Origin of the sequence: Cellulomonas fimi (assembly GCF_028583725.1) — a bacterium.
Classification (GTDB): domain Bacteria; phylum Actinomycetota; class Actinomycetes; order Actinomycetales; family Cellulomonadaceae; genus Cellulomonas; species Cellulomonas fimi_B.
This window is the reverse complement of the sequence record NZ_CP110680.1, coordinates 2,427,784-2,442,336: the sequence shown is the minus strand read 5'-3', so window position 1 is coordinate 2,442,336 and position 14,553 is coordinate 2,427,784. Positions and strand designations below refer to the sequence as shown.

Below are 14,553 nucleotides of genomic sequence, written 5' to 3'. Positions count from 1 at the left end.
GCGCGGCCTGACCCGGGAGACCCGGGCCGCGGCGCGGACCGTCAGCCGCCGGTGCCCTTGTCGCGCCGCCGCAGGTAGCGCTCGAACTCGCGCGCGATCGCCTCGCCGCTCGCCTCCGGCAGGTCGGCGGTGTCCTTCGCCTCCTCGAGCTGGCGGACGTACTCGCCGATCTCGTTGTCCTCGCCCGCGAGCTCGTCGACGCCGTCCTGCCACGCGGCGGCGTCGTCGGGCAGCTCGCCCAGCGGCACGGGCTCGCCGATGAGCTGCTCGATCCGGTGCAGGATCGCGAGCGTCGCCTTCGGCGACGGCGGGTGCGCGACGTAGTGGGGGACCGCCGCCCACAGCGACAGCGACTGCAGCCCACGCGCGGCGGCCTCGTGCTGGAGCACCCCGACGATCCCCGTCGGGCCCTCGTACGTGTTGGGCTCCAGGCCTGCGGCCTCGCGCAGGTCCGCGTCCTCGCTCGTCGCGTTCACGGGGATGGGACGCGTGTGCGGCACGTCCGCGAGCAGCGCACCGACCGTGACGACCGTCCGCACGCCGAGCCCGGCGGCGATGTCGAGCAGCTCGGCGCAGTAGCGCCGCCAGCGCATCGACGGCTCGATGCCGTGCACCAGGACCACGCGCCGTCGGCTGCGCGGCGTCTCGACGACCGCGACCGACGTGGTCGGCCACGTGATCTCGCGCCGCCCGTGCGGGCCGACGCCGACCGTCGGACGGTTCACCTGGAAGTCGTGGTACTCCTCGGGGTCGAGCTCGTCGACCTGTTCCGCGCCCCACGCCTCGTGCAGGTGCTGCAGCGCGTGGGTGGCCGCCGAGCCCGCGTCGTTCCAGCCCTCGAACGCGGCGAGCAGGACGGGCTCGTCGTCGGGGAGGTCCGCGGGTCCGTGCTCAGTCATCTGCCCAGCCTAGGACGCGTGCTCCCCACCACCCCGACCGGACGCGCGGCAGGGCGCGTCGCGCGCGGTCCGTAGCATGGAGGACGTGCCCCTCGCCTCCGGACCCTCCCGCCCCCTGCCCGCCGCCGTCCTGTGGGACATGGACGGCACGCTCATCGACACCGAGCCGTACTGGATCGGCGCCGAGACCGAGCTCGTCGAGGCGCACGGCGGGGTGTGGACGCACGAGGACGGTGCCGCGATGGTCGGCAACCCGATGTCCGTGGCGGTCGTCGCGCTCCAGGCGCGGGGCGTCGACCTGTCCGCCGACGAGATCGCCGACTTCCTCAACGGACGCGTGCGCGCGGGCGTCGCCGCGGAGGTCCCGTGGCAGCCGGGCGCGCTCGAGATCCTGCGGGCGCTGCACGACGCGGGCGTGCCGATGGCGCTCGTCACGTCGTCGTTCCGGGTGCTCGCGGAGCCGTTCGCGCAGACCGTCGGCCTGTTCGACGCGGTCGTCTCGGCCGACGACGTGGAGCGGTTCAAGCCCGACCCCGAGCCGTACCTGCTCGCGGCCCGGCTGCTCGGCGTGCCCGTCGAGCGCTGCGTCGCGGTCGAGGACTCGCACTCCGGCGTCGCGTCGGCCGTCGCGTCGGGCGCGCGCGTCATCGGCGTCGAGGTCATGCAGGAGCTCGCCGACCGTCCGGGGCTGAGCCGGGTCGCGTCGCTCGCGGACCTCACGCTCGACGACCTCGCGCGGATCGCCGGCGGCGACGTGCTGGACCTGCGCCCCGCCCGCTGACGCCCGCTCCGGCGGTCGCGCGGGCCCGGGCCCGTCAGGTCGTCGCGACGGCCGCGGGAGGCGTCACGCCGATCGCACGCTCGACGGCGCCCTCCGGCACGGGCGGCACGGTGCCGCCGAACGCCGGGCAGTGCGCCTTGAACGAGCACCAGTCGCACAGCCGTGACGTGCGCGGACGCCAGTCGCCCGCGCGCGCGGCGTCCTCGATCCCGCCCCAGATCGACCGCACGCGCGCCTCGAGCGTGCGCATCTCCGGCTCGGTCGGCTCGTGCTTGAGCACCGTGCCGTCGCCGAGGTACTCGAGCTGGAGCAGCTTGGGCAGCACGCCGCGCGAGCGCCAGATGACGTACGCGTAGAACCGCATCTGGAACAGCGCGCCGCCCTCGAAGCCCGGCTTCGGCGACTTCCCGGTCTTGTAGTCGACCACCCGCACCCAGCCGTTCGGCGCGACGTCGACGCGGTCCACGATGCCGCGCAGCTGCGGGCCGTCCTCCAGCTCGACGCTCACCATGAGCTCGCGCTCGCGCGGCTGCAGCCGCGTCGGGTCCTCGAGCGAGAAGTACGTGGCGAGCAGGCCGTCGACGGACGCGAGCCACGCGTCGAGCGCGGCGTCGTCGGCGAAGAGCGTCGCGACGTCGGGTGCGTCCGCGCGCAGCTGGTCCCACCGGGCGGGCACGAGCCCGCGGGCGGCGTCGAGCGTGCGCTCGTCGGCGGGCAGGTCGAACAGGTGCTCCAGCACCGCGTGCACGAGTGTCCCGCGCGCCGCGGCCGCGCTCGGCGGCTCCGGCAGGCGGTCGACCACGCGGAACCGGAACAGCAGCGGGCACTGCAGGAAGTCGTTGGCCCGGGACGGCGACAGGCCCGGGCGGGACGGCGGGCGGACCCGGGCCGCCTGCTCGACCGACTGGTCGACCAGCTCCTCGACGACCTCGTCCCGGTCGACCGTCACCACGTCCTGCGCGCTCACGTGAGGAGCCTAGGCCGCACCACCGACGCTCCCGCCCGCCGCGCCGCGCCGGCGACGCGTGCGTCCCGGACGCCCCGGTCCGCCCTGACGCCCGACGCGACGCAGGTCACCGGTCACCCCGCGGCCCCCGGCGGGCGACGCCGCGAGCGGGGCGCGCCCAGGTCCGGCGCTTAGGCTGGTCCGGTGAGCGACCCCCGACCTGCCGCGCCGCGCACCTCCGGCTGGGTGATCGGCCGCGTCGCCGGGGCGCCGATCATCCTCGCGCCGAGCTGGCTCCTCGCCGCCGTCGTCCTCACCTTCCTCTTCGCGCCGACCGTGCGCTCGTGGTCGCCCGAGCTGGGCGGGCGCGTGTACGTCGTCGCGGCCGTGTTCGTCGTGCTGCTGTTCGCGTCCGTGCTCGTGCACGAGCTCGCGCACGGGCTCGTCGCCCGCGCCCGCGGCCAGCAGCCACGCGAGTTCGTCCTCACGCTGTGGGGCGGGCACACGACGTTCGGGGTCGCGGCGCCCACGCCGGGCACCAACGCGCTCGTCGCGCTCGCCGGGCCGGTCGCCAACCTCGTGCTGGCGGGCGCGTTCCTCGCCGCCGCGAACGCGGTCGGGACGCGGCAGCTGCTCGGGCTGCTGCTGTTCGCCGGGGCGTTCTCCAACGGGTTCGTCGGGCTGTTCAACCTGCTCCCGGGCCTCCCGCTCGACGGCGGCGCGATCCTGCAGTCCGCCGTGTGGGCGGCGACCCGCAACCGGCACACGGGCACGGTCGTCGCCGCCTGGTGCGGGCGCGTCGTCGCGGTCGGCGTGTTCGCCTGGGCGTTCCTGTTCCCGTTCGTGCAGGGCCGGCAGCCGGACCTCACCGACGCGGTGTGGGGCGCGCTCATCGGCGCGTTCCTCTGGACGGGTGCGTCGGGTGCGATGCGCGGCGCACGCACACAGCACGCCGTCGAGCAGCTGTCGGTCGCCTCCGTGGGCCGCCCGGCCGCGGTCGTCGGGCACGCCGACTCGGTCGCGCGCGCGGCCGCGGCGGCCGCCGCCGTCGGGGCGACCGAGGTCGTCGTGCTCTCGCCCGACGGACGCCCGGCGGCCTACGTCGACCGCGAGGCGGCGCGTGCGGTGCCCGCCGACGCGGCCGGGACGACGCCCGTCACGACCGTCTCCGTGGCGCTGCCCGTCGGCGCGGTCGTCGACGGCGCCCTCGTCGGGCAGGAGCTCCTCGACGCGCTCGGGCGGGCCGCGCGGCACACCCCGGTCGTCGTCGCGGTCGAGGACGGGCGCGTCGTCGGGCTGGTCCGGGTCCCCGACGTCGTCGCCGCGCTGCGCACCTAGCCCGCCCGGCGGCGTCCCGACGGGTCCGACCCGCCTCGTAGACTCGTCGCCCGTGACCGACCAGACGCCCACCGGGGCCGCGCAGCGCCGCGGCCCGTTCCGCGCGGGCGACCGCGTCCAGCTGACCGACCCGCGCGGCCGGCTGCACACCATCACGCTCGCGCCCGGCGGGACCTTCCACACGCACCGGGGGTACTTCACGCACGACGAGCTCATCGGCGCGCCCGAGGGCACGGTCGTGCGCAACACGTCGGGCATCGAGTACCTCGCGCTGCGCCCGCTGCTGGCCGACCACGTGCTGTCGATGCCGCGCGGCGCGGCCGTCGTGTACCCCAAGGACGCGGGCCAGATCGTCACGATGGGCGACATCTACCCGGGCGCGCGCGTGATCGAGGCGGGCGTCGGGTCCGGCGCGCTGACGATGTCGCTGCTGCGCGCCGTGGGCGACGGCGGCGAGCTGCACTCGATCGAGCGGCGCGAGGACTTCGCGGACATCGCCCGCGCGAACGTCGAGGGGTTCTTCGGCGGTCCGCACCCGGCGTGGCGCCTGTCGATCGGCGACCTCGCGGACGTCCTGCCGCGCGTCGCCGAGCCTGGCTCGGTCGACCGCGTGGTGCTCGACATGCTCGCGCCGTGGGAGAACCTCGACGCGTGCGCGGCGGCGCTCGCGCCGGGCGGCGTGCTCGTCGCGTACGTCGCCACGACCACGCAGCTGTCCCGCCTGGCCGAGGACGTCCGCGAGGACGGCCGCTACACCGAGCCGCAGGCGTGGGAGTCGATGGTCCGCGGCTGGCACCTCGAGGGCCTCGCGGTGCGCCCGCAGCACCGCATGATCGGCCACACGGGCTTCCTGCTGACGACGCGCCGCCTCGCGGACGGCGTCGAGGCGCCGCAGCGCAAGCGCCGCCCCGCGAAGGGCTCCTATCCGGTCGCCGAGGACGGCGCGCCCCTGGAGGACCCGGCCCTGTGGTCGCCCGAGGCGATGGGCGAGCGCGCGGTCTCGGACAAGAAGCTGCGCCGCGCCCGCCGGGACGCGCAGGGGCTCGCCGACGCGGCGCGCGACGCCGACGTGCCGGGGGACGACGACCTGCCCTGACCGTCCGGCGGCCCACCGTCCCGCACCGCGAGACGTCGGGAACAGCCGCGGTGCGGCGAGCGTCTCTGGTTGACAGCGATGGTTAGGGTCGTCGGACCAGCAGGCACAGCGACGTGCACGGTGGTGATCGTGACGACCATGCACGACGCGGAACGGAGGCCGAGACGATGACCGACCCGAACGCCCCTGGCAGGGACCTGTCCCGTGAGCTCGCGATCCTGGCGGCCAAGAACGAACGGCTCAGCGAGGCCCTCGTCGCCGCGCGCGAGCAGATCGTCGAGCTCAAGCGGCAGGTCGACGACCTCGCGAAGCCCCCGGGCACGTACGCGACGTTCCTCGCGGCGCGCGACGACGGCACGGTCGACATCGTGTCGTCGGGTCGCAAGATGCACGTCGGCGCGAGCCCGTCGATCGACGTGCACCGCCTGCGCCCCGGCCAGGAGGTCATGCTCAACGAGGCGCTCACGGTCGTCGAGGCCGGCGGCTACGAGAAGGTCGGCGAGATCGTCACGGTCAAGGAGATGCTCGGCGAGGGCCGGGCGCTCGTGGTCGGGCGCGGCGACGAGGAGCGGGTCGTCCGGTTCGCCGGCCAGGTCATCGACCAGGCGAAGGTCCGGGTCGGCGACGCGCTGACGATCGACTCCCGCAGCGGCTTCGTGTTCGAGGTCATCCCGCGCGCCGAGGTCGAGGAGCTGGTCCTCGAGGAGGTGCCGGACATCCAGTACGAGGACATCGGTGGCCTGGGCCCGCAGATCGAGGCGATCCGCGACGCGGTCGAGCTGCCGTTCCTGCACCCCGAGCTGTTCCGCGAGCACGGGCTCAAGCCCCCGAAGGGCGTGCTGCTGTACGGCCCGCCCGGGTGCGGCAAGACGCTCATCGCCAAGGCCGTCGCGCACTCCCTGGCGGCGACCGCCGCGGCCGCGCGGGGCGAGCAGGGCGCCGAGACCCGGTCGTTCTTCCTCAACGTCAAGGGTCCCGAGCTGCTCAACAAGTACGTCGGCGAGACCGAGCGGCACATCCGCCTGATCTTCGCCCGCGCCCGCGAGAAGGCGTCGCAGGGGCACCCCGTCGTGGTCTTCTTCGACGAGATGGAGTCGCTGTTCCGCACCCGTGGCACGGGCGTGTCGAGCGACGTCGAGACGACGATCGTCCCGCAGCTGCTGTCGGAGATCGACGGCGTCGAGCGGCTCGAGAACGTCATCGTCATCGGCGCGTCGAACCGCGAGGACATGATCGACCCCGCGATCCTGCGTCCGGGGCGCCTCGACGTGAAGATCAAGATCGAGCGGCCCGACGCCGAGGGCGCGCGCGAGATCTTCGGCAAGTACCTCACGCCCGACCTGCCGATCCACGAGGACGACCTGCGCGAGCACGGCGACTCCTCGACCGCGGCGGTCGAGGCCATGATCACGCGCGTCGTCGAGCGCATGTACACCGAGAGCGAGGAGAACCGCTTCCTCGAGGTGACGTACGCGAGCGGCGACAAGGAGGTCCTGTACTTCAAGGACTTCAACTCGGGCGCGATGATCCAGAACGTCGTCGACCGCGCCAAGAAGTCCGCCATCAAGGACCTGCTCGCGACGGGCCAGCGCGGCATCCGCGTCGACCACCTGCTCACCGCGTGCGTCGACGAGTTCCGCGAGAACGAGGACCTGCCGAACACCACGAACCCCGACGACTGGGCGCGCATCTCCGGCAAGAAGGGGGAGCGCATCGTGTTCATCCGCACGATCGTCCAGGGCAAGAAGGGCACCGAGGCGTCGCGGACGATCGAGACCGTCACGAGCACCGGCCAGTACCTCTGACGTCCGCCGCGCGCCGGGCACCCGCGAGGCGTGCCCGGCGCGCGGACGTCCGCACGGTCGGGCGCGCCGGGAAGCCTAGGGTGGGGCCGTGACCGTGCGCCGCGTGATGGGGATCGAGACCGAGTACGGCATCCTCCAGCCGGGTCGCCCCCTCGCGAACCCCATGCTCCTGTCGAGCCACGTCGTCGCCGTGCACGCCGCGGCGCGCGAGGGCGGCCGCACGCGCGCCCGCTGGGACTACGACGACGAGGACCCGCTGCACGACGCCCGCGGCTTCCACCTGCAGCGCGCGTCCGCGCACCCGTCGCTCCTCACCGACGACCCCGAGAACGCCGCACCCGCCGGGCCCGCGGCCGCGGGCGACGGCCCGCAGGAGCTCCCGCGCGGCACGACCGAGGAGTACGAGGACCCGGGCGCCGCGAACGTCATCCTCACGAACGGCGCGCGCCTGTACGTCGACCACGCGCACCCCGAGTACTCCTCGCCCGAGGTCACGTCGCCGCTCGACGCCGTGCGCTGGGACCGCGCGGGCGAGCTCGTCATGCTCGCGTCCGTCCGCGCGCTCGCGTCCACGCCCGCGCTGCCCGACGTCGCGCTCTACAAGAACAACGTCGACGGCAAGGGTGCGACGTACGGCACGCACGAGAACTACCTCGTCGACCGCGCGGTGCCGTTCACCGACCTCGCGAGCCGTCTCATCCCGTTCCTCGTCACGCGTCAGGTGTTCACCGGCGCGGGCCGGGTCGGGATCGGCCAGCGCGGCGAGGCGCCGGGCTTCCAGGTCTCGCAGCGCGCCGACTACATCGAGGCCGAGATCGGGCTCGAGACGACCCTGCGCCGGCCGATCGTCAACACGCGCGACGAGCCGCACGCCGACCCCGACCGCTGGCGGCGGCTGCACGTCATCATCGGTGACGCCACGATGCTCGAGGTCGCGACGTACCTGCGGCTCGGGACGACGTCGCTCGTCCTCTGGCTGATCGAGCGGGCCGTCGCGGAGGGCGGCGCGGGCGGCGCGCTCGCGACCGTCGACCGGCTCGCGCTGCGCGACCCGGTGCACGCGGTGCACCTCGTGAGCCACGACCTCACCCTGACGACGCGGCTCGAGCTCGCGGACGGCCGCCGGCTCACCGCGATCGAGGTGCAGCGTGAGTACCTCGCGGCGGTGCGCACCGCGCTCGAGCACGTCGGCGACCCGCTCGACGCGCAGACGACCGACGTGCTGGACCGGTGGCAGTCCGTGCTCGACGGCCTCGCGACCGACCCGGCGAGCTGTGCGCGCACCGTCGAGTGGCTCGCCAAGCTGCGCCTGCTGGAGGGCATGCGGCGCCGCGACCACCTGGCCTGGGACCACCCCCGGCTCGCCGCCGTCGACCTGCAGTGGTCCGACGTGCGCCCCGAGCGCGGGCTCTACCACCGGCTCGTCGCGGCGGGCGCCGTCGACCTGCTCGTCACCCCCGAGCAGGTCGAGGACGCCGTGTGGCACCCGCCGCACGACACCCGCGCCTACTTCCGCGGCGAGGCCGTCGCCCGCTACGGCGGCGAGATCTCCGCGGCCAGCTGGGACTCGGTCGTGTTCGACGTGCCCGGCGCCGCGACGCTCCAGCGCGTCCCCATGCGCGACCCGCTGCGCGGCACGCGCGCGCACGTGGGCGACCTGCTGGACCGCTGCGCCGACGCCGGGGCGCTGCTCGCCGAGCTCGGCGCCTGACCCCGGGCGCCCCCGCACGGCCCCGCCGCGTCCCGGCGCCGGAGGGCGCGCCGTGTCCGCCTCGCGGGCGCTCGACCCGGATGCGTCGGAGGATGGGCCTAGGGTGGGATCGAGCAGGTCAGCGCGACGCCTACGGAGGTCACCCATGGCTGGTCAGGAACAGGTGCGGCCCCGCCGCGACGACGAGGACCCGGTCGACGGCGCCGACGCGCCGGTGCCGGCCGCGCCGTCCGCACAGTCGCGCGACGCCGAGGTGGACGCGCTGCTCGACGAGATCGACGACGTCCTGGAGTCCAACGCGGAGCAGTTCGTCCGCGGGTTCGTCCAGAAGGGCGGTCAGTGAGCGTCGATGGCCCCACTGACACCGCAGCCCGACCGCGCCGCCTCGGGGCGGCTCCCGCACACCTTCACCACGCCGGGCTCGTCGTCGTTCGTCGACTTCCTCGCCGGGCATGCCCCCGAGCTGCTGCCGGGTAACCGCCCGGTGCCCACGTCCGAGGTCCAGGCGCCGCACGGCACGACGATCGTCGCGCTCGCGGTGGACGGCGGCGTGGTCATGGCGGGGGACCGGCGGGCCACGATGGGCTCGATGATCGCGAGCCGCGAGATCGAGAAGGTGTTCCCGGCCGACGAGTACTCGGCCGTGGGCATCGCCGGCACGGCGGGCCTGGCGACCGAGCTCGTCCGGCTGTTCCAGCTCGAGCTCGAGCACTACGAGAAGATCGAGGGCAGCCTGCTGTCGCTCGACGGCAAGGCGAACCGGCTGTCCACGATGATCCGCGGCAACCTCGGGCTCGCGATGCAGGGCCTCGCGGTCGTCCCGCTGTTCGCGGGCTTCGACCTCGACCGGCGCGTCGGCCGGATCTTCTCGTACGACGTGACGGGCGGCCGCTACGAGGAGCACGACCACCACGCGGTCGGCTCGGGCTCGGTGTTCGCGCGCGGGTCTCTCAAGAAGCTGTGGCGGCCCGGGCTGGACCCGGCGGGCGGCGTGCGCGTCGCGGTCGAGGCGCTGGTCGACGCGGCGGACGACGACTCCGCCACGGGCGGTCCCGACTCGACGCGGCGGATCTGGCCCGTCGTCGCGACCGTGACCGAGGCCGGCTACCTGCGGGTGCCGGACACCGACCTGGGCGAGCTCGTGGCCCGCGTCGAGGACGAGCGCCGTGCGTCGCACGCGGACCGCGGAGGTGCCCGATGAGCATGCCGTTCTACGTCTCGCCCGAGCAGCTGATGAAGGACCGGGCGGACTACGCGCGCAAGGGCATCGCACGCGGCCGGTCCGTCGTGGTGCTCCAGTACGACGACGGGATCGCGTTCGCGACCGAGAACGCGTCGCGCGCGCTGCACAAGATCTCGGAGATCTACGACCGGATCGCGTTCGCCGCGGTCGGCAAGTACAACGAGTTCGAGAACCTGCGCGTCGCGGGCGTGCGCTACGCCGACCTGCGCGGCTACTCGTACGACCGCGAGGACGTCACGGCTCGCGGGCTCGCGAACGCGTACGCGCAGACGCTCGGCACGGTGTTCACGACCGAGTCGAAGCCGCTCGAGGTCGAGCTCGTGGTCGCCGAGGTCGGCCGCGAGCCGTCGGGCGACCAGGTGTACCGGCTGTCGTACGACGGCTCGGTCGCCGACGAGCACGGCTACGTCGTCATGGGCGGCCAGGCCGACCGGCTCGGCGGGCTGCTCGCCGCCGGGTGGCGGCCCGGCATGACGTTGCGCGAGGTGCTGCGGCTCGCGGTCGACGTGCTCGGCGCGGCGGGCGACGACGGCGGCGAGGCGCGCACGATCCCGGCGCAGCAGCTCGAGGTCGCGGTGCTCGACCGCACGCGGCCCCGCCGCACGTTCCGCCGGCTCACGGGTCCGCTGCTGGAGGACCTGCTCAGCCCCGCGCCGGCCGGCGACGCGCCGGCGGCGGCGCCGCACGACGACTGAGGACGACGGGACCCGGAGGAGGGAAGCAGCGATGGACCGACGGATCTTCGGGCTCGAGACCGAGTACGGCGTCACGTGCGCCGCGCAGGACGGCCGCGGGCTGTCGGCGGACGAGGTGGCCCGCTACCTGTTCCGGAAGGTCGTCGCGTGGGGACGCTCGTCGAACGTCTTCCTCCGCAACGGCTCCCGGCTCTACCTCGACGTCGGCTCGCACCCGGAGTACGCGACGGCCGAGTGCGACGACGTGCGCCAGCTCGTCGCGCACGACCGCGCGGGCGAGCGCATCCTCGAGGGTCTGGTCGCGGACGCGCAGCAGCGGCTCGAGCACGAGGGGCTGCCGGGCCGCATCCACCTGTTCAAGAACAACACCGACTCGGCGGGCAACTCCTACGGCTGCCACGAGAACTACCTCGTGCGGCGGCAGGGCGACTTCGCGCGGCTGTCCGACGTGCTGGTCCCGTTCCTCATCACCCGCCAGGTGCTGACCGGTGCGGGGAAGGTGCTGAGCACACCGCGCGGCGCGCTGTTCTGCCTGTCGCAGCGGGCCGACCACATCTGGGAGGCCGTGTCGAGCGCGACCACGCGGTCCCGGCCGATCATCAACACGCGCGACGAGCCGCACGCCGATGCCGAGCACTTCCGCCGGCTGCACGTCATCGTGGGCGACTCGTCGATGTCGGAGACGACGACGATGCTCAAGGTCGGCGCGACCGACCTCATCCTGCGCATGGTCGAGGCCGGCATCCCGATGCGCGACATGACGCTCGAGAACCCGATCCGCGCGATCCGCGAGATCAGCCACGACGTCACGGGCAAGCACCCGGTGGCCCTCGCGAACGGCCGGACCGTCACGGCGCTGGACCTGCAGGAGGAGTACCTCGCGCGGGTCGTGGACTTCGTGGCGACCGAGGGCGGACCGACGCCCGAGACCAAGCAGGTGCTCGACCTGTGGGAGCGCGGGCTGCGCGCGCTGCGCACGGGCGACCTGTCGCTCGTCGAGCGCGAGCTCGACTGGGTCATCAAGTACCAGCTCATCGAGCGGTACCGCGCCAAGCACGACCTGGAGCTGTCGGACGTGCGCGTCCAGCGGCTCGACCTGGCGTACCACGACATCTCCCGCACCGAGGGCCTGTACAACCTGCTCGCGGCGAAGGGTCTGGTCGAGCGCGTGACGAGCGACCTGGAGATCTTCGAGGCGACCGCGGTGCCGCCGCAGACCACGCGCGCCAAGCTGCGCGGCGACTTCGTGCGGGCGGCCCAGGAGGCGCGGCGCGACTACACCGTCGACTGGGTGCACCTCAAGCTCAACGACCAGGCGCAGCGCACGGTCCTGTGCAAGGACCCGTTCCGCAGCGTCGACGAGCGCGTGGACCGGCTGATCGAGTCCATGTAGCGCCCAGGCGGGCGCCGTACAGTGTGCGTGCCCGCGCGGACGTCGACCTGCGCTGCACCCGCCCCGCATCCGGTCGGCCGGCGCTCGTCCGGTCGGCGACCAGGTACGGTGGCGCCTCGCGGGGGCGACCGGCACCCCCGCGGCGGGGGCGCCCACCTCGAGGAAGGACCGACGTGCGACGACTGCGGGACACGGCCGCCGCCGCCCTCGTGGCGCTGGCCCTGCTCGCCGGTTGCACGGCGCCGACCGCCGCGGACCCCGAGATCTCGGTCACGGGCGAACCCGGTGAGTCGCCGACGCTCACGTACATCACCCCTCTCGAGGTGGGCTCGACCTACCGCGAGGAGATCTGGCCCGGCACCGGCCCGGAGCTCGTCGAGGGCGGGCCCGTGCTCATCGACTTCTGGCTCGAGAACGGCTCCGACGCGTCGCTCGTCGACGAGAGCTTCTCCACCACGCCGACGCCGCGGCTCCTCACCGAGGAGGACCTCGGCACGGACCTCTACGAGACCCTCCGGGGCCAGAAGGTCGGCGCTCGGCTGCTCCAGGTGAGCCCGCCGCGGGGCTCGGGTGCCGTCGACTACCCGACGGTGACGGTGCTCGACGTGCTCCCGACGCGCGCGGACGGCACGCCCGTGCCGCCGCGCCCCGACCTGCCGGCCGTCACGCTCGACGCGGCGGGCGCACCGTCGATCACGCCCACCGGCACCGAGCCGCCCGACCAGCTCGTCGTCCAGTCGCTGCTGCGCGGCTCGGGCGCGCAGGTCGCGGCGAGCGACGTCATCACGGTGCAGTACACGGGCTTCGCGTGGACGACCGGCGAGGCGTTCGACTCGACGTGGACGCACGGCCTGCCCGTGTCGTTCGGCCTGCAGGACGTGCAGGCGTGGGCGGAAGGGCTGGTCGACCAGCCCGTCGGCAGCCAGGTCATGCTCGTCGTCCCCCCGACGTACGCGCTCGGCGTCACGGAGAGCCAGGAGCTCGCCGGCCAGACCGTCGTGTTCGTCGTCGACATCCTCGCGACCGGTTCCCCCGACGGAGGCTCCTGATGACCGTGGCGCTGCGCGTCATCCCCTGCCTCGACGTCGACGCGGGCCGCGTCGTCAAGGGCGTGAACTTCGAGAACCTGCGCGACGCGGGCGACCCCGTCGAGCTCGCGCGCCGCTACGACGCGGAGGGTGCGGACGAGGTGACGTTCCTCGACGTGTCCGCGTCGTCGGGCGGTCGGGACACCACGATCGAGGTCGTGCGCCGCACGGCGGAGGAGGTCTTCGTGCCGCTCACCGTCGGCGGCGGGGTGCGCTCGACCGACGACGTGGACCGGCTGCTGCGCGCGGGCGCCGACAAGGTCGGGGTCAACACGGCCGCCATCGCGCGGCCGGAGCTGATCGCGGAGATCGCGCACCGCTTCGGCAGCCAGGTGCTGACCATCTCGATCGACGCCCGGCGCGTGACGGGCGACGTCCGCACCGACTCCGGCTACGAGGTGACGACGCACGGCGGCAAGCGCGGCACGGGCCTCGACGCCGTCGCGTGGGCGGTGCGCGCCGCCGAGCTCGGCGCCGGCGAGGTGCTGCTCAACTCGATGGACGCCGACGGCACCGAGGCCGGCTTCGACCTGGAGATGATCGGCGACGTGCGTCGCGAGGTCCGGATCCCGCTCGTCGCGAGCGGCGGCGCGGGGACCGTGCAGCACTTCGTCGAGGCGGCGAAGGCGGGCGCCGACGCGGTGCTCGCCGCGAGCGTCTTCCACTTCGGCCAGCTCACGGTGCGAGACGTCAAGGACGCCCTGCGGGCCGCGGGCGTCGTCGTCCGCTGAGCCCTCGGCGCGTCAGACGGGCAACCGGTCCGTGAGGACCTCGACGTCCTGCGGGTCGCCCTGCACCGTCACGTCCGCGGCGGCACCGCGCCCGAACGCGAACAGCACGAGCTCGCCGACCGCCCCGCGCACGACGACCGTGCCGTAGCCGTCCTTCGGGCGCCGCACCTGGCGGCGCGGCCCGTCGTCGCGCACCAGCACGACCCCGACCGGGACGCGGCGCAGCCGTGCACCGCCCGCGCCCGACAGGTGCTTCCACAAGACCTCGACGAGCTCCGGGTCGAGGTCGCGCGGCGGCGTCGGGCCCGCCCCGCGCCGCACGTCCTCGGTGTGCACGAAGAACTCGACGACGTTCGCGAGCTCGCCGGCCCACGACATCGGGTGCCAGCGCGGCGGCTGCGTGGCGACGCGTGCCACGAGGTCCCGGTACGCCCCCTCGGTCGACGCGTCGTCGGCGAGCCGCTCGATCGTCGCCTCGGCCCGCGCCGCGAGCGCGGGCACCGCGATCCCGGCACCGACGACGGGGGAGTGCTCGCGGAGCACGACGTGCGCCGCGAGGTGGCGGGCCTGCCAGCCCTCGCACAGCGTGGGCGCGTCGGGCGGGACGGCCCGCAGTGCCTCGGCCAGCTGCGCGCGCTCCACCTCGTGCCACGTCATCCCCGCATCGTCCCACGTGGGGGCGCTGCCACGCGCCGCGACGACGAGCGCCGTCGCGCCACCCGAGGGCCGGGCGCCCGGTCCCTCCCGGACCCGGCGTCGGACGCGTCCGTCAGACCTGCGTGAGAGGATGACGGTTTCCCGCCCCCGCTCGGAAAGGCTTCGCGTGC

At 74.4% G+C, this 14,553-nt stretch carries 14 protein-coding genes; 11 read left to right on the top strand and 3 right to left on the bottom strand.

Annotated elements, in window-relative coordinates:
• Window positions 1–41 precede the first annotated feature (41 nt).
• Window positions 42–899 (bottom strand): PAC2 family protein, encoded by an 858-nt coding sequence (locus tag OOT42_RS11110; protein ID WP_273651280.1) that lies wholly within the window; start codon window positions 897–899, stop codon window positions 42–44.
• Between the two features lie 76 nt (window positions 900–975).
• Here OOT42_RS11110 and OOT42_RS11105 point away from each other — a divergent pair, with 76 nt between their 5' ends.
• The gene (locus OOT42_RS11105) at window positions 976–1,680 is read left to right on the top strand and encodes an HAD family hydrolase (RefSeq protein ID WP_423775884.1); all 705 of its coding nucleotides are present in this window, start codon (window positions 976–978) and stop codon (window positions 1,678–1,680) included.
• A gap of 34 nt (window positions 1,681–1,714) precedes the next feature.
• On the opposite strand, the gene OOT42_RS11100 is transcribed toward OOT42_RS11105, so the two are convergent.
• A complete protein-coding gene (locus tag OOT42_RS11100; protein ID WP_273654823.1) occupies window positions 1,715–2,596 on the bottom strand; it encodes a RecB family exonuclease in 882 nt (293 codons plus the stop codon).
• A gap of 234 nt (window positions 2,597–2,830) precedes the next feature.
• Here OOT42_RS11100 and OOT42_RS11095 point away from each other — a divergent pair, with 234 nt between their 5' ends.
• The 10 genes from OOT42_RS11095 (at window position 2,831) to hisF (ending at window position 13,726) form a co-directional block, all read left to right on the top strand.
• Window positions 2,831–3,964: a site-2 protease family protein gene (locus OOT42_RS11095; RefSeq protein WP_273651278.1), complete on the top strand. Its 1,134-nt coding sequence runs from the start codon at window positions 2,831–2,833 to the stop codon at window positions 3,962–3,964.
• A 52-nt stretch (window positions 3,965–4,016) separates the two neighbouring features.
• Window positions 4,017–5,060, top strand: coding sequence for a tRNA (adenine-N1)-methyltransferase (locus OOT42_RS11090; protein ID WP_273651277.1), 1,044 nt, complete (start codon window positions 4,017–4,019; stop codon window positions 5,058–5,060).
• A 167-nt stretch (window positions 5,061–5,227) separates the two neighbouring features.
• Window positions 5,228–6,865: a proteasome ATPase gene (gene arc / locus OOT42_RS11085; RefSeq protein WP_273651276.1), complete on the top strand. Its 1,638-nt coding sequence runs from the start codon at window positions 5,228–5,230 to the stop codon at window positions 6,863–6,865.
• Between the two features lie 88 nt (window positions 6,866–6,953).
• Complete coding sequence (gene dop / locus OOT42_RS11080) at window positions 6,954–8,576, top strand: depupylase/deamidase Dop (protein ID WP_273651275.1); 1,623 nt, start codon at window positions 6,954–6,956, stop codon at window positions 8,574–8,576.
• A gap of 145 nt (window positions 8,577–8,721) precedes the next feature.
• On the top strand, window positions 8,722–8,919 hold the full coding sequence (locus OOT42_RS11075; protein ID WP_013770948.1) for a ubiquitin-like protein Pup: 198 nt from the start codon (window positions 8,722–8,724) through the stop codon (window positions 8,917–8,919).
• A 6-nt stretch (window positions 8,920–8,925) separates the two neighbouring features.
• On the top strand, window positions 8,926–9,777 hold the full coding sequence (prcB, locus tag OOT42_RS11070; protein WP_273651274.1) for a proteasome subunit beta: 852 nt from the start codon (window positions 8,926–8,928) through the stop codon (window positions 9,775–9,777).
• Window positions 9,774–10,514, top strand: coding sequence for a proteasome subunit alpha (gene prcA / locus OOT42_RS11065; RefSeq protein WP_273651273.1), 741 nt, complete (start codon window positions 9,774–9,776; stop codon window positions 10,512–10,514). Before prcB ends, prcA begins: the two co-directional genes overlap by 4 nt.
• Window positions 10,515–10,545: 31 nt before the next feature.
• Window positions 10,546–11,907, top strand: coding sequence for a Pup--protein ligase (gene pafA / locus OOT42_RS11060; protein WP_273651272.1), 1,362 nt, complete (start codon window positions 10,546–10,548; stop codon window positions 11,905–11,907).
• Between the two features lie 173 nt (window positions 11,908–12,080).
• The gene (locus OOT42_RS11055) at window positions 12,081–12,956 is read left to right on the top strand and encodes an FKBP-type peptidyl-prolyl cis-trans isomerase (RefSeq protein ID WP_273651271.1); all 876 of its coding nucleotides are present in this window, start codon (window positions 12,081–12,083) and stop codon (window positions 12,954–12,956) included.
• The gene (gene hisF / locus OOT42_RS11050; RefSeq protein ID WP_273651270.1) at window positions 12,956–13,726 is read left to right on the top strand and encodes an imidazole glycerol phosphate synthase subunit HisF; all 771 of its coding nucleotides are present in this window, start codon (window positions 12,956–12,958) and stop codon (window positions 13,724–13,726) included. Before OOT42_RS11055 ends, hisF begins: the two co-directional genes overlap by 1 nt.
• 12 nt (window positions 13,727–13,738) lie before the next feature.
• On the opposite strand, the gene OOT42_RS11045 is transcribed toward hisF, so the two are convergent.
• Window positions 13,739–14,383 (bottom strand): TIGR03085 family metal-binding protein, encoded by a 645-nt coding sequence (locus OOT42_RS11045; RefSeq protein ID WP_273651269.1) that lies wholly within the window; start codon window positions 14,381–14,383, stop codon window positions 13,739–13,741.
• Window positions 14,384–14,553: the final 170 nt, after the last annotated feature.

What these genes read in the sequence shown, in the direction of transcription:
- OOT42_RS11110 (WP_273651280.1), bottom strand. Translation starts at nt 899, where the DNA reads ATGACTGAGCACGGACCCGCGGACCTCCCCGACGACGAGCCCGTCCTG.
- OOT42_RS11105 (WP_423775884.1), top strand. Translation starts at nt 976, where the DNA reads ATGGAGGACGTGCCCCTCGCCTCCGGACCCTCCCGCCCCCTGCCCGCC.
- arc (WP_273651276.1), top strand. Translation starts at nt 5,228, where the DNA reads ATGACCGACCCGAACGCCCCTGGCAGGGACCTGTCCCGTGAGCTCGCG.
- OOT42_RS11075 (WP_013770948.1), top strand. Translation starts at nt 8,722, where the DNA reads ATGGCTGGTCAGGAACAGGTGCGGCCCCGCCGCGACGACGAGGACCCG.
- prcB (WP_273651274.1), top strand. Translation starts at nt 8,926, where the DNA reads ATGGCCCCACTGACACCGCAGCCCGACCGCGCCGCCTCGGGGCGGCTC.
- prcA (WP_273651273.1), top strand. Translation starts at nt 9,774, where the DNA reads ATGAGCATGCCGTTCTACGTCTCGCCCGAGCAGCTGATGAAGGACCGG.
- pafA (WP_273651272.1), top strand. Translation starts at nt 10,546, where the DNA reads ATGGACCGACGGATCTTCGGGCTCGAGACCGAGTACGGCGTCACGTGC.
- hisF (WP_273651270.1), top strand. Translation starts at nt 12,956, where the DNA reads ATGACCGTGGCGCTGCGCGTCATCCCCTGCCTCGACGTCGACGCGGGC.
- OOT42_RS11045 (WP_273651269.1), bottom strand. Translation starts at nt 14,383, where the DNA reads ATGACGTGGCACGAGGTGGAGCGCGCGCAGCTGGCCGAGGCACTGCGG.